General features: G+C 58.2%; 23 protein-coding genes, 1 tRNA gene and 1 pseudogene. 20 read left to right on the top strand and 5 right to left on the bottom strand.

Annotation, left to right across the window (positions count from 1 at the left end; translation table 11 throughout):
- Positions 1 to 9 precede the first annotated feature (9 nt).
- The 15 genes and pseudogenes from exeG to chbG all read left to right on the top strand — a co-directional run bounded on the left by exeG (position 10) and on the right by chbG (position 13,176).
- Complete coding sequence (exeG, locus tag AB5Y82_RS07920) at positions 10 to 441, top strand: GspG family T2SS major pseudopilin variant ExeG (protein WP_005338297.1); 432 nt, start codon at positions 10 to 12, stop codon at positions 439 to 441.
- A 38-nt stretch (positions 442 to 479) separates the two neighbouring features.
- Complete coding sequence (gene exeH, locus AB5Y82_RS07915; protein ID WP_111900405.1) at positions 480 to 1,052, top strand: GspH family T2SS minor pseudopilin variant ExeH; 573 nt, start codon at positions 480 to 482, stop codon at positions 1,050 to 1,052.
- 82 nt (positions 1,053 to 1,134) lie between these two features.
- A complete protein-coding gene (exeI, locus tag AB5Y82_RS07910; RefSeq protein ID WP_368173834.1) occupies positions 1,135 to 1,494 on the top strand; it encodes a GspI family T2SS minor pseudopilin variant ExeI in 360 nt (119 codons plus the stop codon).
- A pseudogene (gene gspJ, locus AB5Y82_RS07905) lies at positions 1,491 to 2,138 on the top strand (type II secretion system minor pseudopilin GspJ); the annotation flags it as partial. The gene exeI and the pseudogene gspJ, both read left to right, overlap by 4 nt.
- Before the next feature lie 112 nt (positions 2,139 to 2,250).
- The gene (exeK, locus tag AB5Y82_RS07900) at positions 2,251 to 3,252 is read left to right on the top strand and encodes a GspK family T2SS minor pseudopilin variant ExeK (RefSeq protein ID WP_368173833.1); all 1,002 of its coding nucleotides are present in this window, start codon (positions 2,251 to 2,253) and stop codon (positions 3,250 to 3,252) included.
- A 122-nt stretch (positions 3,253 to 3,374) separates the two neighbouring features.
- Entirely contained in the window at positions 3,375 to 4,559 is a 1,185-nt protein-coding gene (gene exeL, locus AB5Y82_RS07895; protein WP_368173832.1) for a GspL family type II secretion system protein ExeL, read from the top strand.
- Complete coding sequence (gene exeM / locus AB5Y82_RS07890) at positions 4,556 to 5,047, top strand: GspM family type II secretion system protein ExeM (RefSeq protein ID WP_111900401.1); 492 nt, start codon at positions 4,556 to 4,558, stop codon at positions 5,045 to 5,047. The genes exeL and exeM overlap by 4 nt, the downstream gene beginning before the upstream one ends.
- Entirely contained in the window at positions 5,044 to 5,811 is a 768-nt protein-coding gene (exeN, locus tag AB5Y82_RS07885; RefSeq protein WP_111900400.1) for a GspN family type II secretion system protein ExeN, read from the top strand. The genes exeM and exeN overlap by 4 nt, the downstream gene beginning before the upstream one ends.
- Positions 5,812 to 6,451: 640 nt before the next feature.
- Positions 6,452 to 6,772, top strand: coding sequence for a PTS sugar transporter subunit IIB (locus tag AB5Y82_RS07880; RefSeq protein WP_005350034.1), 321 nt, complete (start codon positions 6,452 to 6,454; stop codon positions 6,770 to 6,772).
- 10 nt (positions 6,773 to 6,782) lie between these two features.
- Entirely contained in the window at positions 6,783 to 8,144 is a 1,362-nt protein-coding gene (gene chbC, locus AB5Y82_RS07875) for a PTS N,N'-diacetylchitobiose transporter subunit IIC (protein ID WP_111900399.1), read from the top strand.
- Positions 8,145 to 8,212: 68 nt separating this feature from the next.
- Positions 8,213 to 9,595 carry a glycoside hydrolase family 1 protein gene (locus AB5Y82_RS07870; RefSeq protein ID WP_111900398.1) on the top strand — a complete coding sequence of 461 codons (1,383 nt, stop codon included), beginning with the start codon at positions 8,213 to 8,215 and terminating at the stop codon, positions 9,593 to 9,595.
- 23 nt (positions 9,596 to 9,618) lie between these two features.
- Positions 9,619 to 9,972 (top strand): PTS N,N'-diacetylchitobiose transporter subunit IIA, encoded by a 354-nt coding sequence (chbA, locus tag AB5Y82_RS07865; protein ID WP_005350025.1) that lies wholly within the window; start codon positions 9,619 to 9,621, stop codon positions 9,970 to 9,972.
- A 54-nt stretch (positions 9,973 to 10,026) separates the two neighbouring features.
- Positions 10,027 to 10,854 carry a transcriptional regulator ChbR gene (chbR, locus tag AB5Y82_RS07860; RefSeq protein ID WP_111900397.1) on the top strand — a complete coding sequence of 276 codons (828 nt, stop codon included), beginning with the start codon at positions 10,027 to 10,029 and terminating at the stop codon, positions 10,852 to 10,854.
- A 145-nt stretch (positions 10,855 to 10,999) separates the two neighbouring features.
- Positions 11,000 to 12,346 carry a 6-phospho-beta-glucosidase gene (locus AB5Y82_RS07855; protein WP_111900396.1) on the top strand — a complete coding sequence of 449 codons (1,347 nt, stop codon included), beginning with the start codon at positions 11,000 to 11,002 and terminating at the stop codon, positions 12,344 to 12,346.
- A gap of 53 nt (positions 12,347 to 12,399) precedes the next feature.
- Positions 12,400 to 13,176, top strand: a complete 777-nt coding sequence (chbG, locus tag AB5Y82_RS07850) for a chitin disaccharide deacetylase (protein ID WP_111900395.1) — start codon at positions 12,400 to 12,402, stop codon at positions 13,174 to 13,176.
- Positions 13,177 to 13,299: 123 nt separating this feature from the next.
- On the opposite strand, the gene AB5Y82_RS07845 is transcribed toward chbG, so the two are convergent.
- From AB5Y82_RS07845 to AB5Y82_RS07830, 4 genes are all read right to left on the bottom strand, one after another.
- Positions 13,300 to 13,944, bottom strand: a complete 645-nt coding sequence (locus AB5Y82_RS07845) for a 3-keto-L-gulonate-6-phosphate decarboxylase UlaD (RefSeq protein WP_111900394.1) — start codon at positions 13,942 to 13,944, stop codon at positions 13,300 to 13,302.
- A gap of 125 nt (positions 13,945 to 14,069) precedes the next feature.
- Positions 14,070 to 14,762, bottom strand: coding sequence for an L-ribulose-5-phosphate 4-epimerase (locus AB5Y82_RS07840; protein ID WP_111900393.1), 693 nt, complete (start codon positions 14,760 to 14,762; stop codon positions 14,070 to 14,072).
- 40 nt (positions 14,763 to 14,802) lie between these two features.
- Positions 14,803 to 15,279: a PTS sugar transporter subunit IIA gene (locus AB5Y82_RS07835; protein WP_111900392.1), complete on the bottom strand. Its 477-nt coding sequence runs from the start codon at positions 15,277 to 15,279 to the stop codon at positions 14,803 to 14,805.
- Between the two features lie 44 nt (positions 15,280 to 15,323).
- Positions 15,324 to 17,075 (bottom strand): PTS ascorbate-specific subunit IIBC, encoded by a 1,752-nt coding sequence (locus AB5Y82_RS07830; protein WP_111900391.1) that lies wholly within the window; start codon positions 17,073 to 17,075, stop codon positions 15,324 to 15,326.
- Positions 17,076 to 17,587: 512 nt separating this feature from the next.
- Here AB5Y82_RS07830 and ulaG point away from each other — a divergent pair.
- From ulaG to ulaR, 4 genes are all read left to right on the top strand, one after another.
- Positions 17,588 to 18,655 carry an L-ascorbate 6-phosphate lactonase gene (gene ulaG / locus AB5Y82_RS07825; RefSeq protein WP_111900390.1) on the top strand — a complete coding sequence of 356 codons (1,068 nt, stop codon included), beginning with the start codon at positions 17,588 to 17,590 and terminating at the stop codon, positions 18,653 to 18,655.
- A gap of 119 nt (positions 18,656 to 18,774) precedes the next feature.
- On the top strand, positions 18,775 to 19,599 hold the full coding sequence (locus tag AB5Y82_RS07820; RefSeq protein ID WP_111900389.1) for a Cof-type HAD-IIB family hydrolase: 825 nt from the start codon (positions 18,775 to 18,777) through the stop codon (positions 19,597 to 19,599).
- Between the two features lie 14 nt (positions 19,600 to 19,613).
- Positions 19,614 to 20,486: an L-ribulose-5-phosphate 3-epimerase gene (locus AB5Y82_RS07815; protein ID WP_069526316.1), complete on the top strand. Its 873-nt coding sequence runs from the start codon at positions 19,614 to 19,616 to the stop codon at positions 20,484 to 20,486.
- Positions 20,487 to 20,583: 97 nt separating this feature from the next.
- Positions 20,584 to 21,342 (top strand): HTH-type transcriptional regulator UlaR, encoded by a 759-nt coding sequence (gene ulaR, locus AB5Y82_RS07810; protein WP_042061977.1) that lies wholly within the window; start codon positions 20,584 to 20,586, stop codon positions 21,340 to 21,342.
- 114 nt (positions 21,343 to 21,456) lie between these two features.
- Here ulaR and AB5Y82_RS07805 read toward each other — a convergent pair.
- Positions 21,457 to 21,544: transfer RNA gene (locus AB5Y82_RS07805), tRNA-Ser, on the bottom strand.
- A gap of 208 nt (positions 21,545 to 21,752) precedes the next feature.
- Between AB5Y82_RS07805 and AB5Y82_RS07800 the strand changes: the two genes are divergently transcribed.
- A complete protein-coding gene (locus AB5Y82_RS07800; protein ID WP_005338308.1) occupies positions 21,753 to 22,409 on the top strand; it encodes a Bax inhibitor-1/YccA family protein in 657 nt (218 codons plus the stop codon).
- Positions 22,410 to 22,502 lie beyond the last annotated feature (93 nt).

The following is a 22,502-nucleotide window of genomic DNA, read 5'->3' as shown; positions in this document are numbered from 1 at the left end:
GAGCAACTCATGAACAAACGTCGTCAATCCGGTTTTACCTTGCTGGAAGTCATGGTGGTCATCGTGATCCTCGGCATTCTGGCCAGTCTGGTGGTGCCCAACCTGATGGGCAACAAGGAGAAAGCTGACCAGCAGAAAGCGGTCTCCGATATCGTGGCGCTGGAAAATGCCCTCGACATGTACAAGCTGGACAACAACCGCTACCCGACCACCGAACAGGGTCTGGACGCGCTGGTGACCAAGCCCTCCATCGATCCGGCGCCGCGCAGCTACCGAGATGGCGGCTACATCAAGCGCCTGCCGCAAGATCCCTGGGGCAACCCGTACCAGCTGCTGAGCCCGGGCCAGTTCGGCAAGATCGACATCTTCTCCATGGGTCTGGATGGCGAAGCCGGTACCGATGACGACATCGGCAACTGGAACCTGAAGGATTTCCAATAAGTGATATGTCGCCACCGCACTCCTTGTGAGCTGACTGCATGAAGCGCTCTCTCTCCTTTCATCGCCAATCCGGCTTTACCCTGCTGGAAGTGTTGCTGGTCGCCATGCTGATGGGGCTGGTGGCCACCGCCGTCACTCTCAGCATGGGAGGCGCCAGAGGGGATAGGGAGCTGGACAAGCAGGCGCGTCGCCTGATGGCGACGCTGCAGCTGGCGCAGGAGTATGCGGTGATGGATGGTCGGCTGGTAGGCATTCGCATCGAGGATAACGGCTGGCAGTTTATGCAGCGTCAGGCCAAGGATCGCAAGTGGCTGGCCCTGACTGGCGATAAGCAGCTGGGGCCGGTGCAACTGGCCGAGAACATGACGCTGGCGCTGGAGCTGGAAGGCTTTGGCTGGCAGCCGGACCCCGACGAAAAGACCGAACAGAAGCGCGACGAGAAGGAGCGCACGCCGCAGCTGCTGATCTTCCCGGGCGGCGAGCTGAGCCCGTTCGTGCTCACCTTCACCCAGCAGGATGACGATACCCGCTACACCCGCATCGTCAAGGGGGACGAGTTCGGCCGCCTCACCCTGCTCACCGGCGATGAAGATGAAGAGGTGAGCGAATGAACGCCCGCAGCATGACGTTGTTTGAGAAAGGAGTCATGGTGGCGCTACTTCTGTGCCAACCACACCCTCAACAGGTGGCACGATGAACGCGCGTGGCATGACCTTACTCGAAGTGATGGTCGCACTGGCCGTCTTTGCCATCGCGGGTCTCGCGGTAATGAAAACCGCCAGCGAACACCTCTCGGCCCTCAACTATCTGGAGCAGAAGACACTCGCCACCTGGGTGGTAGAGAACCAGCTGGTGCAACAGAAGCTCGAGAACAAGTGGCCCGGCGACAGCTGGGTGGAAGGGGATGAGCAGATGGCGGGCAGCACCTGGTACTGGCGCTATCGCGGCGTCGCCACCGCCGACAACAACTTCCGGGCGCTCGATATAGAAGTGCGCACCGAGGCCAAGGCCGAGAACCCGGTCGCCATGATGCGGACCTATATCAGCCGATGACCCAGCATGTTGCCCGCACGCCTCGCCCCGTCCGCCATGCCGGTTTCACCCTGCTCGAAATGCTGGTGGCGATCGCCATCTTCGCCACTCTCAGCATGGGTGCCTATCAGGTGCTGCAGGGGGTGCTCACCAGCGACGAGGTGGCCAAGCGCAAGGAGGCCCGCCTCAACGAACTGCAACTCGCTTTCACCCTGCTGGAGCGAGACATCACCCAGATGGTGCCGCGCAGCGGTCGCATCGAAGGGGAGAACAACAAGGTGCTGCTGGCGGCTTCCCGGTTCGGCCAGCAGAGCGATGACTGGGGCATGGCCTTTATGCGCAGCGGCTGGCTCAACCCGGACGGCATGCTGCCCCGCTCCCATCTGCAACGGGTCGGCTGGCGTCTCAAGGATCAGAAGCTGGAGCGCCTGAGCTATCTCTATCCGGATCCGGTGATCGGCACCGAGCCACGCATCCAGCCGGTGCTGGCGGGAGTCACGGCGTTTCGCCTCTACTTCTTCGACAAGGGCAACTGGAAAGAGGAGTGGACCCAGCGCAGCGTGCTGCCCCACGGACTGGCAGTGGAGCTGGATCTGGAAGATTACGGCACCATTCGTCGTCAGTTCCTGATTGGCGCCGGTGGCCAGCGCGCCGAAGAGAACAGCCAGAGCAGCAACCCCGACCAGGGGGGCGGCAACAACAGCAATAACGGGAACAACGGCGGCAACGGCAATACCAATGGCGGTAATGGTGACAGCCAGAACGGAGGGGGCGCCAATGCGGGCTAATCTCGCTGCTCCCGGTCGCCAGCGCGGCATGGCGCTGCTGGTGGTGCTGCTGATCCTCTCGGTGATGGTGATCATTGCCAGCAATATGAGCGGCCGCCTGCAGCTTGAGCTGCGCCGCACCGCCAACATCACCACAGGCAAACAGGCGTGGTGGTATGCCCTCTCGGCAGAAGCGCTGGTGAGCAAGGTGCTGACGCAGGATTTCAAGGACAATCCCGAGGTGGTCAACCTCAGCCAGAACTGGGCCCGCAAGAACACTGTATTTCCGGTGGACGATGGCCAGCTCAAGGGCGAGGTGACCGACCTGCAATCCTGCTTCAACCTCAACAGCCTGAGCGTGGCCTCCAAGGCGGGGAGCGGCGAGGAGCTGGCGCAGCAACCCTATCCGGTGCAGGTGTTTCGCGAACTGCTCAAACAGCTGGCGATGGATGATTACGAGGCAGCCCAGCTCACCGATGCCATCCGTGACTGGACCGACAAGGATACTGTGCTGGTCTCCAGCCTTGGTGCAGAGGACGCCTATTACGAGGGGCTCAAGCCACCCTATCTGACCGCCAACCAGTGGATGCTGGGCAAGGATGAGCTGCGGGCGGTGCGCGGGGTGACGGCCAAGGTCTATGCCAAACTGGCCCCCTATGTCTGCACCCTGCCCAACGACAAGTTGAAGATCAATATCAATACCCTTGCCCCCCAGCGCCCCGAGCTGCTGGTCGCCCTCTATCTGGGTACTATCGGGCTGGATGACGCCAAGCGGGTGCTGAACGAGCGGCCACAGAAGGGGTGGAAAGAGAGCAAGCTGATGACAGACATGCTCGCTCCGGTCGATTCGGTGAAAGGACTGAAAGATGCGCTGGTGGTCAAGAGCAACTTCTTCGAAGCCCGAGTCGTGGCCGAGGTCGGCGATAACCGGGCCTGGCTCGAAACCCTGTTCCAGCGGGGCAAGGACAATAAACTGGTGATGCTGCGCCGCCTCAGTAGCGGCGCCGAATAAACAGCGCACCTGCAGGCCATCGCCCGCGGGTACGAGAGATGTTGGATGCAGCCTGCGGGCTGCGCACCGGTTGCCAGGGCGCACAACGCCCTTTGCAAACCGGTATCGCAGGAGAGAGAGGCGTGAACGAAAGTCTGGTCATCCGACTGGGGACCAATAAACAACAACCCGTAGCCTGGCTGGTCTGGTCCGGTCAGGAGCAGGAGATCATCGCCTCCGGCACCCTGCCCTCGGCCGATGCCCTGGGCGAGCTGCAGGAGCGGGCCGGTGGCCGCCCTGTGGTCACGCTAGTGCCGGGCAGCGATCTGATCTTCCGGCGCGTCACCCTGCCGGGTCGCTACAACCGCCAGTCGGCGGCGGCCCTCCCCTACCTGCTAGAGGAGCAGATCGCCTCCGACGTGGACGAGCTCCATCTGGTGGTGCTGGCCCACGAAGGGCAACAGGTCGACCTGATGGCGGTGGATCGGCAGAAGATGGCCGAGTGGCTCGGCTGGCTCGATGCCGCTGGCCTCAAAAGCCTGCAACTGCTGCCCGATGTGCTGGCGCTGCCACAGGCCGCGGATGGCTGGTCAGCCCTGCAACTCGGCAGCGAGTGGCTGGTACGCCAGGGCCCCTGTCAGGGGATCGTCGCCGACGAACCGCTGCTGGCTATCTTGCTGGCAACCGAAGCGGAGCCGGTCACCATCCACAGCCACACCCCGGTGCCCGCCATTGCCACCGCCAACTGGCAGGCGGCGGAGCCCGAACTCCCCATGCTGCTGCTGGCCAAGGGGGCCCTCACCTGCCGGGCCAACCTGCTGACCGGCCCCTACCGGCCGCAGACCGAATATGCCCGCTACTGGTTGCAGTGGCGCAAGGTAGCCATCACCGCCGGCCTGTTGCTGCTGGTGGCCCTCGGCCAGCGCGGGGTGCAGCTCTATCAGCTCACCGAGCAGGACAAGGCGCTGAAAGCGGAGATCCGCGCCGTCTATACCCGCATCTTCCCGGGTGAGAGCCGCATCGTGAACGTGCGCAGCCAGATGAACCAGCATCTGCAACAGATGGGACAAGCCCCGCAAAACGGCGTGCTGCTGATGCTCACCGAGCTGGCCCCCACCTTTGCCGAAGTACCCGGCCTGAAGCCACAGGTGATGCGCTTTGATGCCAGTCGCCGCGAGCTGAGGCTGCAGGTGACCGCTCCCGGCTTTGCCGAGATCGAGCGGTTCCGTGAGCTGGCTGGCAAGCAATTCGAGGTACAGCAAGGCGAGGTGCGCAGCACCGAGGGCAAGGTAGAGGGCGCACTGGTGCTCAAGGGTAAATCATCATGATGGAAAAATTGCAGAGCTGGTGGCACGGCATCACCGCACGGGAACAGCGGCTGGTGGCCGCAGGCGGCGTTCTGCTGCTGGTCGGTCTCTTCTACTGGAGCGTCTGGCAACCCATCGCCAACCGCATCACGGAGCGGGAGCGGCAGGTGCAAAACCAGCAGCAGACCCTCGCCTGGCTCAAGGAGAAGGGGGAAGAGGTGCTGGCCATGCAGGGTGGCTCGGGTCGCCAGATCGACACCAGCGGCACCCTGGAAGGGGTGGTCAACCGCACCGCCTTCAACCACAAGATCAAGATTGCCCGGCTGCAACCCCAGGCGCAGGAGCTGCAAGTGTGGATCGACACGGTCCAGTTCGATGACTTGCTGCTCTGGCTCTCCACGCTGGTGGAGCAGCACGGCATTCAGGTTCAAATCATCGAGATCGCCCGCGAGGATCTGGCCCCGGGTCTGGTCAAGGTCAGACGTTTGCAGTTGAGTCGTCCACAATGAAAAAACGCATCCTGATTGCCAGCCTGTTTCTGGCAGCCTATCTGCTCTTCCTGCTGGCCACCCTGCCCGCGGCACTGGTGACTCACCATCTGCCGCTGCCTGCCAACGTTGCCAACCTGCTGAAACTGGAAGGGGTGAGCGGCACCCTCTGGAGTGGCCAGATTGCCCGACTGCAATATGCCAGCGAATCGGTGAACCAGCTGCGCTGGGATCTCAACGGCTGGTCGCTGCTGCGCTTCGCCCCCGAAGTGGCCATTCGCTTTGGCGATCGCAACGGACTCAATGGTCAGGGCGTTGTCGGGTGGAATGGCGCCGCCTTCGGCCGGGATCTGACCCTCAACGCCCCCGCCCCCTGGTTGCTGAGCCGGGTGCCGATGCGCCTGCCGATCCCGATCTCCGTCAACGGCCAGCTGCAGCTCAAAGTGGAGCAATTTGCCCAGGGCAACCCCTGGTGTGACAACCTCTACGGCAACCTCGACTGGTACAACGCCAGCGCCGATACCCCGGCGGGCAAGCTGGATCTGGCCGATCCTGAGCTGAAGCTCACCTGCCTCGACTCCAAACTGGTGGCCGAACTCAAGCAGGGCTCGGATGCGGTGCAGACCATGGGTCGCCTCGAGCTGCAACCCAATGGCCAATACCTGTTCCAGGGCACCCTGAAGCCGGGCCCAGAACTGCCACCGCAGATGCAACAGGGGCTCCCCTTCCTCGGCCAGCCCGACAGTCAGGGCCGCTTCCCCCTGCGCTATCAGGGCCGGATCTAACGCCCCCGCCGACCCCGGAGCCAATCCGGGGTCGGCTTTTTCCCCCTATGTACCCTCTCCTCTCACAGCTCTGACCCCCTCAGCCCTTGCTCATTCACTCCTTACTAATTCAGCACTCACTTGGCGCCACAACCCCAGCAAAGTGCCTGCTACCCCTCTCCACCAGCCCGTTCAGTACGGCAAAAGCCTGCCTCCCTCGTCAATCATTTGCCACCAATGGTCAATGAGCTCGCACCATACTGAAAAAATGGCAACCCATCCCCGCAAAACCAAATATCAATAAGATTGCATCCAGTGTGAAATGTGAGCCACCACCCGTTATTGATCTTTTCCACCGAAATTTTCGCAACAGTCAAAACAATAAAAATAACCAACTGAAAAATAACGATTAAACCAAGATAAACATCCTCATTACGCCCCCTTCCATCTCATTTCCTCTGCGCCTGCCCATCAAAAATGTGACCAACGGCAAAACCACAAGTCAATCAGAGACAATTGATATAAGCATCCAGATACCAAATGAAACCTAGAGGTCTGTACAATGAGGTCAATTGGAGATGATTGATTTGTCTTGCTAGCACGACAGACAAGCATCTCGACCGATCTGTTCATTTGGTTTTCAAGCGTTGAGGGAAGGGTTATGGAAAAGAAGCGTATCTACCTGTTTTGCTCTGCCGGAATGTCCACTTCACTGCTGGTTTCAAAGATGAAGGCGCAGGCGGAAAAATATGATGTGCCGGTGCTGATCGATGCCTACCCGGAGACCCTGGCTGGTGAGAAGGGACAGGATGCCGATCTGGTGCTGTTGGGCCCGCAAATCGCCTACATGCTGCCGGAGATCCAGCAGCAACTGCCTGGCAAGCCGGTCGAGGTGATCGACACCCTGCTCTACGGCAAGGTCGATGGCCTCGGCGTACTGAAGGCGGCGGTAGCCTCCATCAAGAAGAGCCTCGCGCAGTAAGGAGACCCCTGTGAGTAACATCATCGCATCGTTGGAGAAGGTCATACTGCCCATAGCCGTCAAGCTGGGCAAACAACCTCATGTCAACGCCATCAAGAACGGTTTTATCAAGCTGATGCCCCTGACGCTGGTCGGGGCCATGTTTGTTCTCATCAACAACGTCTTTCTGAGCTTTGGCGAAGGCTCCTTTTTCTACTCCATCGGCGTGCGGATCGATCCCGCCACCATCGCCATCCTTGATGGCCTCAAGAGCATCGGCGGCAACGTCTATAACGGCACCCTGGGGATCATGTCCCTGATGGCCCCCTTCTTTATTGGTCTGGCACTGGCCGAAGAGCGCAAGAGCGACCCCCTGGCCTCCGGTTTGCTGTCGGTTGCAGCCTTTATGACCGTCACGCCGTTCAGCGTGGGCGAAGCCTATGCGGTCGGCGCCAACTGGCTGGGCGGAGCCAACATCATCTCCGGCATGCTGATCGGTATCGCCGTGGCCGAAATGTTCGCCTTTATCGTCCGTCGCAACTGGGTCATAACCCTGCCAGACAGCGTTCCAGCTTCTGTCTCCCGCTCCTTCTCGGCTTTGATCCCGGGCTTTATCATCCTCTCCATCATGGGGGTGATCTCCTACCTGCTGAACAATGCTGGCACCAACTTTCACCAGCTGATCATGGACAGTATCTCCACCCCACTGGCCAATATGGGGGGTCTGGTGGGCTGGGTCTATGTGATCTTCTCCTCCTTCCTCTGGTTCTTCGGTGTACACGGCATGCTGGCGCTCACAGCGCTGGAGTCAGGCGTACTTTTCCCCTTCGCCCTGGAAAACGTAGCCCTCTACAACCAGTACGGTTCGGTCGAAGCGGCGCTGGAGGCAGGCAAGCAGTTCCACTTCTGGGCCAAGCCGATCACCGACTCCTTCGTCTTCCTCGGCGGCACCGGTGCCACGCTGGGCCTCATCATCGCCATCTTTATGGTCTCCCGTCGCGATGACTACCGTCAGGTCGCCAAGCTGGGTCTGCCCTCCGGCATGTTCCAGATCAACGAGCCCATTCTGTTCGGCTTGCCGGTCATCATGAACCCCATCCTGCTGGTGCCCTTCATCCTGGTGCACCCGGTACTGATGGGGATCACCATGGCGGCCTACTACGCCGGGATCATCCCGCCCATCACCAACATAGCGCCATGGACCATGCCGACCGGCCTGGGTGCCTTCTTCAACACCAACGGCAGTGTGGCCGCCTTCTGTCTGGCGATATTCAACCTGGGTGTCGCGACCATGATGTATATCCCCTTCGTGCTGATTGCCAACAAAGCGCAGAACGTCATCGATGAAGAAGAGGAGAGCGAAGAGGATATCGCTCTGGCTCTGAAGTTCTGATAACAGCCATTCCAATGACAGCAAGGGAGGAGCAAAACTCCTCCCCTAACAGCCTGGAGAAGTAACCCATGCAGTATCGTTTTCCGGATAACTTCTGGTGGGGCAGCGCCAGCTCGGCCCCGCAGATGGAAGGCGCCGCCAACCGCGGCGGCAAATCCGCCAATATCTTTGACTACTGGTTCTCCATCGAACCGCAGCGTTTCCACAACGGGGTCGGCCCGACCGACACTTCCACCTTCTATGACAACTTCGAGAGCGACATCAAGCTGCTCAAGCAGTTGGGGCACAACAGTTTTCGCACCTCCATCTCCTGGTCACGGCTGATCCCGGACGGGGTGGGCGAAATCAACAAGGAGGCGGTCAGCTTCTACAACGCCGTCTTTGACCGGCTGCTGGCCGAGGGGATCACCCCGCTTATCAACCTCTACCACTTCGACATGCCGATGTGCATGCAGGAGCGTGGCGGCTGGGAGAGCCGGGAAGTGGTGGCCGCCTATGTGCGCTACGCCACCCGCTGCTTCGACCTGTTTGGCGGTCGCATCAAGCACTGGTTCACCTTCAACGAGCCGATTGTGCCGGTCGAGTGCGGCTACCTTGGCCACTACCACTACCCCTGCGTGGTCGATTTTGGTAGGGCGGCCACCGTCGCCTACCACACCGCGCTGGCCCATGCTGGTGCCGTGCAGGCCTATCGCGCCTGCCAGCATGATGGCGAGATCGGCATCATCCTCAACCTGAGCCCGACCTATCCCCGCTCGCAGGATCCGGCAGATCTCGCCGCCTCCCGCATCGCGGATCTGCTGCTCAACAAGAGCTTCCTCGATCCTGCCCTGAAGGGGAGCTACGATCCCGAGCTGGTCGCGCTGCTAGAGCAGTACGACTTGCTGCCGCAGATCGAAGAGGGTGACAAGGCGCTGCTCGCCGCCGGCAAGGTGGATATCCTCGGCATCAACTATTACCAGCCGCGCCGGGTCAAGGCAAAAGAGGTGGCGTGGCAGGGTGTACCGCGCACGCCGGAAGATCTGTTCGACTACTACGAGATGCCGGGCCGCAAGATGAACCCCCACCGAGGCTGGGAGATTTACGAAAAAGGGATCTACGACATCCTCACCGACCTGCGAGTCAACTACGGCAACCTGCCCTGCTACATCTCGGAGAACGGCATGGGGGTCGAAGGGGAAGAGCGCTTTATCGGTCCCGAGGGACGGGTGGAGGATGACTACCGCATCCAGTTCATTCGCGAGCACCTCCAGTGGCTGCATCGCGCACTGGAAGAGGGCAGTGCCTGTCGCGGCTATCACCTGTGGACCTTTATCGACAACTGGTCGTGGCTCAACGCCTACAAGAACCGTTACGGCTTCGTCCGCCTCGATCTGGAGAGCCAGCAGCGCACCATCAAGAAGAGCGGCTACTGGTTTGCCGAGGTAGCGCGCAACCATGGTTTTAATTAACGCATTTACGTAAGGAACGACACATGTTCGATCTGGACAACATCACTGAAGAGGCCACCACCAGCAACGATCTGGAAGAGGTGGTAATGGGGCTCATCATCAACTCCGGGCAGGCTCGCAGTCTCGCCTACACCGCGCTGAAAAAGGCCAAGGAGGGGGATCTGGCCGCCGCTCACCAGCTGATGGCCCAATCCCGCGAGGCGCTCAATGCCGCCCATCTGGTGCAGACCCAGCTGATCGAGGACGATCAGGGGGAAGGCAAGATCCCGGTCACCCTGGTGCTGGTCCATGCCCAGGATCACCTGATGACCTCCATGCTGGCCCGTGAGCTGATCAGCGAGCTGATCGAGCTGCACGAAAAGCTGCAGAACCAATAACCTCCGGACGGGGCGAGAGGCCCCGTCATCGGCCCGCAGATCAGGAAGCGACTCATGAGCGTTAAAACAATCCGGGAAACCGAACTGTTTAACAACAAACCATTCCACATGTTCATCTACAACAAACAGGTGAGCGGAACCGGTTTGCACCAGCACGACTACTACGAGTTCACCCTGGTACTGACCGGTCGTTACTATCAGGAGGTCAACGGCAAGCGGGTGCTGCTGGAGCGGGGGGACGTGGTGTTTATCCCCCTCGGCTCCCGCCATCAAAGCTTCTACGAGTTCGGCACCACCCGCATCTTCAACGTCGGGATCACCCGTACCTATTTTGACGAGCACTTCAAATACCTGCTGCCGGAACACTTCATCGCCTCACAGGCCTATGCGCTCAAGAGCGAGTTCCTCAGCTACATCGAGTCGGTGCTGGTCTCGCCGGGGTTTAGGGAAGAGGCGCTGACCGAATTTCTCGAAGTGGTGACCTACGCGGTGATGAACCGGCTGCGTCACTACAAGGACACCTCCGCTAGCGATGATCTTCCGCTCTGGCTCCACGAAACCGTGGAGCGGATGCACGATCGCCCCCTCTTTGCCGAGGATGCGCTGGCCAATATGGTCTCCCTCTGTGGCAAGAGCCAGGAGTATCTGACCAGGGCCACCCGGCGTTACTACAACAAGACGCCGATGCAGATCATCAATGAGATCCGGATCAACTACGCCAAGATGCAGTTGGAGGTGACCAACAACTCGGTGGCCGATATCGCCTTCGAGACCGGCTACAACGACGTCAGCCTCTTTATCAAAAACTTCAAGAAGCTCACCTCGTTTACCCCGGGCAGTTACCGCAAATATCTCTATCCGAAATTCGAAAGTTCAGCCTGAGACCAGCGAGTTGCTGACCTAAACAACCCGGTTCAAGAGAACCAATCCATTGTGACCAGCCCCTGCCACAGGCGGCTGCGGCCCCTCTCACCATGAAGACAGAGCGGCCACCATCAAACCTAGAAAGATCGATGAAGAGGGATTTATGAGCGAGAAGATCAAGGTAGTCACCATAGGCGGCGGCAGCAGCTACACCCCCGAGCTGGTCGATGGTTTCATCAAGCGGTATGCCGAGCTGCCCATCAGCGAGCTGTGGCTGGTGGATATTCCCGCTGGCGAAGAGAAACTGAACATCATCTTCGACCTCTGCCAGCGGATGATCCGTCAGGCTGGCATCCCCATGACCCTGCACAAAACCCTGGATCGCCGAGAGGCACTGGTGGGTGCCCACTTCGTCACCACCCAGCTGCGGGTCGGCCAGCTGCAGGCGCGGGAGAAGGATGAGCGCATCCCCTTGAGCCACGGCATGCTGGGGCAAGAGACCAACGGCGCAGGCGGCCTGTTCAAGGGGCTGCGCACCATACCGGTCATCTTCGACATCATCCGCGACATCGAGGCGCTCTGTCCGGATGCCTGGCTGATTAACTTCACCAATCCGGCCGGCATGGTGACCGAAGCGGTGCGCCGTCATACCAACTTCCGCCGCTTTATCGGGGTGTGCAACATTCCGGTCGGTATGCAGATGTTCGTGCGCGATGCCCTCAAACTGACCGAGCAGGATCACCTCTCCATGGATCTGTTCGGCCTCAATCATCTGGTCTTTATCGGCGATGTGCTGGTCAACGGTGAATCCCGCTTTGACGAGCTGCTGGAAGGGGTCGCCGATGGCAGCCTGACCCGCGCCAGCTCGGTCAAGAACATCTTCGATTTGCCGTTCGACCCCGGTTTTATCCGCGGCTTGCGCCTGCTTCCCTGCTCCTACCTGCGTTACTACTTCAAGGAGAAAGAGATGCTGGGGATCGAGATGGGCGAGTTCTATAAAGGCGGCGCCCGGGCTCAAGTGGTGCAGCAGGTCGAGAAGAAACTGTTCGAGCTCTACCAGAACCCCGAGCTATGCGAAAAGCCCAAGGAGCTGGAGCTGCGTGGCGGCGCCTACTACTCCGATGCAGCCTGCGAAGTGATCAGCGCCATCTACAACGACAAGCAGAGCGAGCACTACGTCATCGTGCCCCATCAGGGCCATGTCACCAATATCCCGGCCGACTGGACGGTGGAGATGAGCTGCCTTATCGGGCGTGACGGTGCCATCCCCCACCCGCGCCTCACCCGCTTTGACGACAAAGTGAACGGGCTGGTGCACCTCATCAAGAGCTTCGAGATAGCCGCCACCAAGGCTGCCATCAGTGGCGACTTCGATGACCTGCTGCTGGCGATGAACCTCAACCCGCTGATCCACTCAGACAACGATGCCCGCATCGTCTCCCGCGAGCTGTTGCTGGCCCACCGCGAACACCTGCCCAACTTCGCCGCCGCCATCGACGCCCTCGCCTGAGGCCAGCACGCCCCGCCCGAACCAGCGGGGCGCTTAACCGCAAGAGAACTGTCATGAGCAAGAGATTGATCATCAACGCCGACGATTTCGGCCTCTGCCGCGCCCAAAACTACGGCATCGTAGAGGCGTTCGAGCACGGGGTCGTCAGCTCCACCACTGCGATTGTCACCTCCCCCGCCATCGAGCATGCCGCCTGGCTGGCCCAACGCCTCCCCGAATTGCCAGTCGGGCTGCACTTTATGCTCAGCTGGGGGAAGCCGCTCACGCCGCTCACCTCGCTGGTGAACGAACAGGGCGAGCTCAACAAGGGGATCTGGCACAAGAGCGAGGCGGGAGAGCTGGATCTGGCCGAGATATCCGGCGAGCTGGCGAGTCAGTATCAGCGTTTTGTCGCGATCTTCGGCAAGCAGCCGACCCATATCGACAGCCACCACCATGTTCATATGTTGCCGACACTCTACCCGCTGGTGGAGGCTTTCGCCAAAGCGCATGAACTGCCCCTTCGCATCGACCGGGACGAAATAGCCCGCCACGGCCTGACCGTCAACCACCCGCAAAGCTGCGATCGGTTCGACGACCGCTTCTACGGCGCGCAGCTGACCCAAGCCAGCCTGCTGCAACTGCTCGATGAGGCCAGTGAACTGGGGGCCAATTCGCTCGAGATCATGTGCCACCCCTCCTTTATCGATCTGGAGATGCAGGGCAGCTCCTACTGCCAGCCCCGCCTCAACGAACTGGCGATCCTGACCGGCCCGTCCCTGCCCGCCCTTATCACCGAGCGCGGCTACCGCCTCGCCAGCTATCGGGAATGGCGGTGTGACACGAATTAGATCGAAATAACCAAAACATTGCCGATGGAAAAAGGAGAGCAGTGAACAGGGATGAGGCTGGCAGGCAAGAGAATATGAGAGAAGAGACAGGATGGCGGTACAAGTGCCGCCATCCTGTTTCCGTTACCAATATTTGCTTATCTCTCGGCGTAACGCTTCGGCGGTTGCCTGACCGCTTTCCGATGCCAATGCCCGCCCGGCGATAAAGGTCTTGGCCCGGATCCCTTCAAACAGATGAATATCTTCCGGCACGATACCGCCGGTGATCGACAGCTCCAGCCCAAGCTCGGAGAGTGCCCGCATCTTGCTCAAATCGGCCTGGGTCCAGCTGACCCCGGCCAGCTCGGCATCCCGCGAGCGGTGATAGATAGCCTGGGTGATCCCCATATCGGCCCACTGTTTGGCATCATCCAGCGTCCAGTTGCCATAGATCTCGATCTGGATCTCCCCACCAAACTCGTCCGCGACTTTCTTGCAGGCAACAATGGTAGCGACATGTGCGGCAGCCGATACCGTGATCCAGTCAGCTCCGGCCGAGAAGGCCATGCGAGCCAAAATGGCACCACCGTCTGTGGTCTTCATATCACACACGATAATGTGATCAGGATGACGCTCGCGCATGGTGCGTACCGCAGACATCCCTTCTGCAAAAGCCAGAATAGTGCCGACCTCGATCACCTCGACATAACTGGCGACGCGATCGGCAATATCCACGGCGGTAGCAAGATCGGTAGAATCCAGAGCAATCTGTAACATGGGTTTGGTCATACTATATTTCCTCAATTTAAAACCTTGGCAGAATGAATGGGCCCATTGATTTAAGGTCGATAAAGGGCCGTAACCTGACGTCACTAACATAAATAGATGGGCAATTTAAATAACGGGTCAACTAATTAGCGCTGGCCGTAATAGGCATTCTCACCATGTTTTCTGAAATAGTGTTTGTCAGACAACTCCTGCGCAATATGGATGGCAGGATTCAACGCTCTGGTTGCCAGCGCCATGGTGGCGACCTCCTCCAGCACCAGCGCATTGTGCACCGCATCCACCGCACTCTTGCCCCAGCAAAACGGAGCATGGCCAGTAATGACCACGCCTGGCAAGGCCTGCGGATCCAGATCCCGTCGCTGAAATTCTTCGACAATGACCTTGCCGGTATTTTTTTCATAATCAACGCGAATTTCATCTTCGGTCAGCGGACGGGTGCAGGGAATATCGCCATAGAAATAATCGGCATGGGTGGTACCCAAGGCGGGAATATCCATTCCTGCTTGCGCCCAAATAGTGCCATGACGGGAGTGGGTGTGCACAATACCGGAAATGCCTTTAAACGCTTTATATAAAACCAGATGGGTTGCGGTATCACTGGACGGGGATAAATGTCCATCGACGATCTGACCTGCCAAATCAACCACCACAATATCGTCAACGGTCATATTGTCGTAAGAGACCCCCGACGGCTTGATGGCCACCACGCCCAGATTGCGATCAATCTGGGATACATTGCCCCAAGTCAGGGTAACCAGACCGTATCGGGGCAACAGCAGGTTGGCCTCCAGTACCGCCTCTTTCAATGAGTTGTACATTTCGTTCTCCTGGGCCCCTTGCGGGGCCGCGTTGGGTGCCTCAGACCACTTGCGCCAGCGCCTGATCAATGACGGTGAATACATCTGCCGTGCTCTGGCACGTTCGCAGCTTCTCGAGGTTGATCCCGCTCTCGCTGTTTTCATCCTCCAGCACCTGAGTCACCTCCATCAGCCCCTCCATGTGTTCATCCGAGGTACTGCCCGCCAGCGTCACCAGCACGTCCACCGGCTCCTCTTCCCCTTCAAATTTCACCGGCGTAGTCAGGGTGACCAGTGCAAACGCCGTGCGATTGACTCCATCCTCCGGCCTTGCATGGGGCATCGCGAATTGGGGGGCAATCACGATATAGGGCCCCATCTTTTCAATGCTGCCGATGATCGCATCGTGGTAACGCGGCTCCACGGCACCGGAGCGGATCAGCATGTCGGTGCCCAGCTTGATGGCGCTGCGCCAGTCGCTGGCGGCCGCATTGAGCAATACAGAGTTGTTTTCCATCAGAGATTGTTTGAATTTCATCTTGTTCTCCTTGCCCGCGGCCACATGCCGCGAGGCTCATCGGCTTAATTTGCAAAGTTGTTCTTGATGATGCCCAGCAGTTCATCACCAAACGAATTGGGGTTGAGCATGTTCTGTACGCCCAGCACGAATTTGCCCTCACCGGGGCTCATCTCGCCGGCAAGATGCTTGGAAGAGACGATGATGTCGGTGGTCTGCAACTTGGTTTTGTAATCGGCCACGGCGCAGGAGTCCATGACATGGGGCACGCCACGCTGCTCGAGAAACTTGCCGATCTTCATCTTCATCATCATGGATGAGCCCTGACCGTTGCCGCATACCGCCAGGATCCGCACTGCATGTCCCCCTTTGGTACTCTCGGCTGGCGAGGCTGGCAGATCGGCCGCTTCTTTTGCCACGGCGGCACTCGGGACAGCCATATCCTCCTCCATCCGCAGGGTGCGGGAAGCGAAGTACATATAGAGCCCGGCGCCAGCCAGTAACACCACGAAGAACAGGGAAGATAGCGAGAGGCCCTGCATGATCACCGGGAATACCAGCGCCCAGTCAGCCATCCCCATCCAGCCGTTGAAGCTGGTGCCATTGACCGCGAACAGGTGGATAGCCCAGGCAGAGCCAAGCACCTCGATGATCCCCATGACGAAGCAGATCTTCATCACCGCTCGCCAGCCGCCAAAGTGGTTGGCGAACACTCCTATGGTGGCGTTGGAGAAGAACATGGGAATGAAGCCCGGGATAATCATGATGGGCGCCTGGAATGCCAGCAGGGCAAGCACAGCAAGGAACTGACCGATAGCCCCCCACATGAAGCCAAAGACCATGGCATTCGGCGAGTAGGCGTAGATGGCGGCGCAATCGATTGCCAGGACGGCGTTGGGAATGACCCGTTCGGAGATCCCCTTGAAGGCCTCGGAGAGTTCGGCAACGAACATCCGCACCCCCACCACGATGACCTGAATGGCGACCGCAAACTTGAGACCGGTTTCGAGAATGTAGATGGACCAGTGAGTCTGACCCGCCATCTGTTGCAGATTATCGAGGCCAAACGAGAGCAGGATGATACCGAAGAAGATGGTCATCACGATGGCGGTCGCCGTGATGCTGTCGTGGAAGATGTGCAGCCACTTTGGCAGCTTCAGGTGATCGACGCTCTCTTCCTTGTTGCCCAGTTTCGGCGCCACCTTGGTGGCAATCCAGGAGGCAACCTGTTGCTGGTGGCCGATGGAGAACCCCGCACCGCCAGTCACTTCCTGAGTCGGCTTGAACATGATGTTGGAGGAGATCCCCCAATAGAGCGCCATGATAACGGCGGAATAGAGGATGGTTTCCCACATCGAGGCGCCCATCACCATATAGAAGACCGCGATGAGGCCTACCTGCTGAAACATGATGTGGCCGGTCAGCATGATGGTGCGGATCCCGGTATAGCGCCGCAGCAACACCAGCAGAATATTGAGGGCAAGGGCCAGCAATACCGCATAGCCGACCCAGGAGTAGTTCTCTCCCATGGTTTCCATGGTCGCCATCATGGTGGTGTAGGGATCAATCACTGAACCGGTGAGGTGATGATATTCCGCAATTTTGTCCACCACCGGCTTGAAGCCTGCCACCAGCGTACTGGCACCCACCTGCACCAGCATGAAACCGACGATGGTCTTAACGGTGCCCTTGACGACCGTCGTGCCATCCTGCTTGAGCAACAGGTAGCCAATACAGGTCACCAGCCCCAACAGCAGGGGTGCCTTGGTCATCACCTGACTGTAAAAGATGTAAAAAGCGTTGTAGAGGGTTTCCATATTTATGCTCCGTCCAGATGAGGACAACTCATGGCTATTGGATTGGTGCCGACATCTCACCATTCATATGGGCATTGCTTTACCTGACGCCCCGCGAGCAGATTCAACTGCCACCACTCACTATCAAATCCAAAATAATCATACATAATCACTTTGTGATTTATTGTGATGAAGATCGAGGTCGGAAGAATCTCTTTTTTCCACCATCCGGATGTGAAATTTAGGTTAAAAGGGTACTCAAAGCTGCATAAAAGGATTCAAAGAATCCCTATAAATAGGCTAAAAACAAATAAACTCAATAAATACAATCACTTAAAAACATACCCATCTCTTGATTGTGATATGCCGCAATTAATCTCACAAAACAATCACCACAATCATTGATAATCACAAAAGTGAGTAATATAGTCACAACCAATCAAAGCAAATCACTGACTCGCAACCATGCAAGTCATGTCATCACCCGATGAATCACCACTGTGTGAACCATCCAAATCAGAAAGGTATGTGAGATGAGCAAGATTGAAGAAATCACCCGTGAATCGTGGATCCTCAGCACCTTCCCCGAGTGGGGCACCTGGCTGAATGAAGAGATTGAGCAGGAAGAGGTCAAACCGAATACCTTCGCCATGTGGTGGTTGGGTTGCACCGGTATCTGGCTGAAGTCTGCCGGCAATACCAACATCTCCATCGACTTCTGGTGCGGCACGGGCAAGCGAACCCATGGCAATCCCTACATGAACAAGCAGCACCAGATGATGCGGATGGGGGGCGTGCGCAAGCTGCAACCCAACCTGAGAACCTCACCTTTCGTGCTCGATCCTTTCGGGATTAAAAATATCGATGCAGTGCTCGCTACCCACGATCATGCCGACCATATCGACGTCAATGTGGCGGCGGCCGTGCTGCAAAACTGTGGGAAGCATGTGAAGTTCATCGGCCCGAAAGCCTGTGTCGACCTCTGGTTGCGCTGGGGGGTGCCTGCCGAGCGTTGCGTGGTAGCCCGCGTAGGTGACGAGATCCCGGTGGGCGATATCGTCATTCAGGTACTCGATGCCTTTGACCGTACCGCGCTGGTCACCCTGCCGGCGGGGGTATCCTCCACCGACAAGAGCATTCTGGATGGCATGGATGATCGGGCAGTGAACTATCTGGTCAAGACATCCGGGGGCAACCTCTACCACTCGGGTGATTCTCACTACTCCAACTACTACGCCAAGCATGGCAATGACTACCAGATCGATGTGGCGCTGCTCTCTTATGGCGAGAACCCCCGCGGCGTGACCGACAAGATGACCTCATCAGACATCTTGCGGGCCGGGGAGTCCCTCAACACCAAGGTGGTGATCCCGTTCCACCACGATATCTGGGCCAACTTCCAAAGCGATCCCCGCGAGATCGAAGTACTCTGGAACATGAAAAAAGATCGCCTCGGCTATCGCTTCAGCCCCTTCTTCTGGCAAGTCGGTGGCAAATACACCTTCCCGACCGACCAGAGCAAGCTGCACTACCAGCACCCGCGCGGGTTCGATGACATCTTCATCGACGAGCCGGAGCTGCCTTACAAATCTTTCCTGTAAGCACGACCTGTCAGACGTCGGGTAATACGAGGGAGGGTGATGGAGATGAGCCAGCAAGGCGTCATCTCAATCCCCCCCTCTATTGCCCCCACCTCACCGGATAACAAGAAGATCAGACGATGCGCTATCACGCCCTGGCCCTCGATCTCGATGGCACCACCCTGACCAGTGCTCACACCATCATGCCGGCCGTCAAAGAGGCCATCATGAGGATCAAGGAGCAGGCCACCGTCATGCTGGTCACCGGCAGACACCACACAGCCGCCCACCCCTATCACCACGAACTGGGGCTGACCACTCCCATCATCTGCTGCAACGGCACCTACGTTTACGACTACGACCGGCGCGCCGTGCTGGCAGAGAACGCCATTCCCCATCAGCTGGCACAACGCTTTATCGCGCTGGCAAGGGAGCACCGACTTAACCTCGTCATGTATGTCACTGACCGCATGGTCTACTCCGCTCATCAGCCGGTACGCTACGTGGCGGCCCTGCAGCAGTGGGCCAGCAGCTTTGCGCCGCCGATCCAGCCGCAGGTAGCCAGTGTTGACTCGTTTGAAGAGGAGTTGGCCAACAGCAGCCATGTCTGGAAGTTCGTGGCCGAGGGAGAGATCACCGCCATTCAGGCCTTCTCACATCACCCTTGGGTACGCGAACACTTCAGTGGTGAACAGTCCTGGGCCAATCGGGTTGATTTTGCCCGCCGTGGCAACAGCAAGGGATCGCGACTGCAGGAGTATCTGGATCAGCAAGGGATCACCCCGGCACGACTGGTCGCCATCGGCGACAACCACAACGACACCTCCATGCTCTGCCTCGCGGGGATGGGCATCGCCATGGCCAATGCCGAGCAGGAGGTCAAACAGATGGCCAACCGGGTCACCTGCGAGAGCAACGACGAGGGCGGGATCCTCGAGGTATTGAACCGCTATTTCCCTATCTGAATGCAGGAGCTTGTATGCACCACTTTGACCATGCCTTACGCCTCGGCCTATATGAAAAAGCGATGCCCTCTGCACTGGAGTGGCAAGAGAAAATTCTGTCGGCCAAGGAGCTTGGCTTTGATTTCATCGAGATATCCATTGATGAATCAGATGAAAAACTGCAACGGCTCGACTGGTCAGATAGCGAAATCTATCGGCTCAGACGCCTGTGCGAGCAGCACAGCTTACCGCTGCACTCCATGTGCCTGAGCGCCCATCGCCGCTTTCCGTTTGGTTCGCAGGATCCGGCCATCCGCAAGCAGGCGGCCATCATCATGGAAAAAGCGATCAATCTGGCGTACAAGCTCGGCATTCGCTGCATCCAGCTGGCGGGCTACGACGTCTATTACGAACCGCAAAGCAACGAGACCCACCGCCACTTCATCGACGGGATGAAGGCGGCAGCCAAAATGGCGGAACGGGCAGGCATCATGCTGGGTGTGGAGATCATGGATACCCCCTATCTCAACTCCCTCAGCAAATTCGAGGTGCTGAAAAAGCAGATCCCCTCCCCCTACTTTATGGCCTATCCGGATGTCGGCAATATCACCGGCTGGAACTATGACATCTGCACCGAGCTGCAACTGAGTGCGAACCATATCGTGCAGATCCACCTCAAAGACACCCGCAAGGTAACGGCAGATTGCAGCGGGCAGTTCCGTGATCTGGTCATTGGCGAGGGAGAGGTCGACTTTGCAGCCATTTTCCACACTCTGGCAAAAATCGGTTACAACGGCCCCCTGGTGCTGGAGATGTGGGCCAAGGATGAAGAGTGGGCCAGCAAGCTGAAAACGGCCAAGGGGCGACTGGTCGAACACGCTCGGCAAGCCGGTCTGGCAATCGCCTGAAGGCTCATTATCAGAAGAGTTAACAAGGTTGCTGTCATCCACACCTATGCGCGATATAATCACCACCCAATCAGATTCAATCATCATTAGGCATGATATGACAGAAGCACATCGCCATAACGCCATTTTGGAACTGCTCAATCAGAAACGTCATCTGTCGGTCAACAGCATAATGCAAGCCTTTGATATCTCTCCGGCCACCGCGCGCCGCGATATCAACAAGCTCAATGACTCCGGCAAGCTGCGCAAGGTGCGCAACGGGGCCGAAGCCCTGATGCAGGCCAGAAAGGCCCACTGGTCTCCGCTCGACAGCAATGAAAGCCTCAATCACAGCGAAAAGGTGCGCATCGCCCAGGCGGCAGCAGCCCTGATCAAACCGGGGGAAAGCGCGGTCATCAACTGTGGCTCCACCGCCTTCGTGCTGGGTCAGGAGATCTGCGGGCAGGATGTTCAGGTCATCACCAACTACTTCCCGCTCGCCAACTACCTGATCGAGAATGACCATGACGGCGTAGTGATCATCGGGGGTCAATACAACAAGTCACAATCCATCACCCTGGCACCGCAGGACGAGATCTCCTCCCTCTATGCCGGGCACTGGATGTTTACCAGCGGCAAGGGTGTCACCGCGGATGGTCTCTACAAGATGGATATGCTGACCGCGATGGCGGAGCAGAAGATGCTCAACCACGTCGGCCGACTGGTAGTGCTGGCCGACAGCAGCAAGGTGGGACAACGGGCAGGCATGCTGTTTTGCGCCGCCAGCAAGATCGACATTCTGATCACCGGCAAGGATGCAGACAAAGAGGTCATCGAACAGATCAAAGCCAAGGATGTGCAGGTCATTCTGGTCTAGGACATAAAGTGCCGGGGCGCTTTGTCGGCGCCTTCTTTCAAGACCATTTTCGGCCAGAAACCGTAGATACGAAAAAGCCCAAGCGGGTGACCGCTTGGGCTTTCTCTTTGAATATGGCGGAGGAGGTGGGATTTGAACCCACGGATGGTCGCCCATCGCCGGTTTTCAAGACCGGTGCATTCAGCCGCTCTGCCACCCCTCCGAACGGCGTGCATACTACGCTAAGCCCTTGTTCATATGCAATACATATTTCCTGTGGGATAGTGTGCGGGAGCAAAATGGCAGGTGGCTTGAAATTGTTCCTCGTCATCCCTATTTGTTCTACATACAATGCGTAAACATGCAGTAACAAACAGCGATCACGAGGCAGCTGCTCGCCGTCTCACCCGGACATCAAGAGGACACCCAAGATGGATACCCGTTCTATCTACACTGGCACCCAAAGTGCCGTACGCGATACCAACAAGGTGCTGCGTAACACCTATATGCTGCTCTCCCTCACTCTGGGCTTCTCTGCCGTGGTGGCGGGGGTCGCTACCGTGATGAACATGCCGCCGCTGCACTGGGCCGTGTTCCTGATCGGCGTCTACGGTCTGATGTTCCTGACCGAGAAGAATCGCAACAACGGCATGGGGCTGGTCTTCACCTTCGCCCTGACCGGTCTGCTGGGCTATAGCCTGGGCCCCATCATCAACATGTACATGAACAATGGTGGTGGCGAGATCGTGATGACGGCCCTCGGTGGCACCGCGCTCACCTTCTTTGGTCTGTCGGCCTACGCCCTTACCACCAAGCGTGACCTCTCTTTCATCGGCGGCATGCTGTTCGTCGGTTTCTGGGTACTGCTGGTGGCCATGATTGCCAACATCTTCCTGCAGATGAGCGCCCTGAGCCTGGCCCTGTCCGCCATGTTCATGCTGTTCTCCTCCGGCGCCATCCTGCTGACTACCCAGCAGATCGTGCGCGGCGGCGAGACCAACTACATCTCCGCCACCGTCACCCTGTATGTCTCCATCTACAACATTTTCCTGAGCCTGCTGAGCCTGCTTGGCGGCAACCGCAACTAATCAAAAACCCCGCTTCGGCGGGGTTTTTATTGGCGCCGATTTTTGTCAGGATAAGTTGTAAATCAAGGATATGAAGCGAAGTGGCCCTGATTT

Source organism: Aeromonas sp. s13, from assembly GCF_040907905.1.
Taxonomy (GTDB): Bacteria; Pseudomonadota; Gammaproteobacteria; order Enterobacterales; family Aeromonadaceae; genus Aeromonas; species Aeromonas veronii.
Note: the sequence above shows the minus strand (reverse complement) of the source record. Positions and strands in the feature narration are given on the sequence as shown.

Coding starts and splice junctions, on each gene's coding strand:
- chbR (WP_111900397.1), top strand. CDS start 10,027: ATGAGCGTTAAAACAATCCGGGAAACCGAACTGTTTAACAACAAACCA.
- exeN (WP_111900400.1), top strand. CDS start 5,044: ATGAAAAAACGCATCCTGATTGCCAGCCTGTTTCTGGCAGCCTATCTG.
- exeH (WP_111900405.1), top strand. CDS start 480: ATGAAGCGCTCTCTCTCCTTTCATCGCCAATCCGGCTTTACCCTGCTG.
- AB5Y82_RS07870 (WP_111900398.1), top strand. CDS start 8,213: ATGCAGTATCGTTTTCCGGATAACTTCTGGTGGGGCAGCGCCAGCTCG.
- ulaR (WP_042061977.1), top strand. CDS start 20,584: ATGACAGAAGCACATCGCCATAACGCCATTTTGGAACTGCTCAATCAG.
- chbA (WP_005350025.1), top strand. CDS start 9,619: ATGTTCGATCTGGACAACATCACTGAAGAGGCCACCACCAGCAACGAT.
- AB5Y82_RS07830 (WP_111900391.1), bottom strand. CDS start 17,075: ATGGAAACCCTCTACAACGCTTTTTACATCTTTTACAGTCAGGTGATG.
- AB5Y82_RS07820 (WP_111900389.1), top strand. CDS start 18,775: ATGCGCTATCACGCCCTGGCCCTCGATCTCGATGGCACCACCCTGACC.
- AB5Y82_RS07840 (WP_111900393.1), bottom strand. CDS start 14,762: ATGTACAACTCATTGAAAGAGGCGGTACTGGAGGCCAACCTGCTGTTG.
- AB5Y82_RS07835 (WP_111900392.1), bottom strand. CDS start 15,279: ATGAAATTCAAACAATCTCTGATGGAAAACAACTCTGTATTGCTCAAT.
- exeI (WP_368173834.1), top strand. CDS start 1,135: ATGAACGCGCGTGGCATGACCTTACTCGAAGTGATGGTCGCACTGGCC.
- AB5Y82_RS07800 (WP_005338308.1), top strand. CDS start 21,753: ATGGATACCCGTTCTATCTACACTGGCACCCAAAGTGCCGTACGCGAT.
- chbG (WP_111900395.1), top strand. CDS start 12,400: ATGAGCAAGAGATTGATCATCAACGCCGACGATTTCGGCCTCTGCCGC.
- AB5Y82_RS07845 (WP_111900394.1), bottom strand. CDS start 13,944: ATGACCAAACCCATGTTACAGATTGCTCTGGATTCTACCGATCTTGCT.
- exeK (WP_368173833.1), top strand. CDS start 2,251: ATGCGGGCTAATCTCGCTGCTCCCGGTCGCCAGCGCGGCATGGCGCTG.
- ulaG (WP_111900390.1), top strand. CDS start 17,588: ATGAGCAAGATTGAAGAAATCACCCGTGAATCGTGGATCCTCAGCACC.
- AB5Y82_RS07880 (WP_005350034.1), top strand. CDS start 6,452: ATGGAAAAGAAGCGTATCTACCTGTTTTGCTCTGCCGGAATGTCCACT.
- AB5Y82_RS07815 (WP_069526316.1), top strand. CDS start 19,614: ATGCACCACTTTGACCATGCCTTACGCCTCGGCCTATATGAAAAAGCG.
- exeG (WP_005338297.1), top strand. CDS start 10: ATGAACAAACGTCGTCAATCCGGTTTTACCTTGCTGGAAGTCATGGTG.
- exeM (WP_111900401.1), top strand. CDS start 4,556: ATGATGGAAAAATTGCAGAGCTGGTGGCACGGCATCACCGCACGGGAA.
- AB5Y82_RS07855 (WP_111900396.1), top strand. CDS start 11,000: ATGAGCGAGAAGATCAAGGTAGTCACCATAGGCGGCGGCAGCAGCTAC.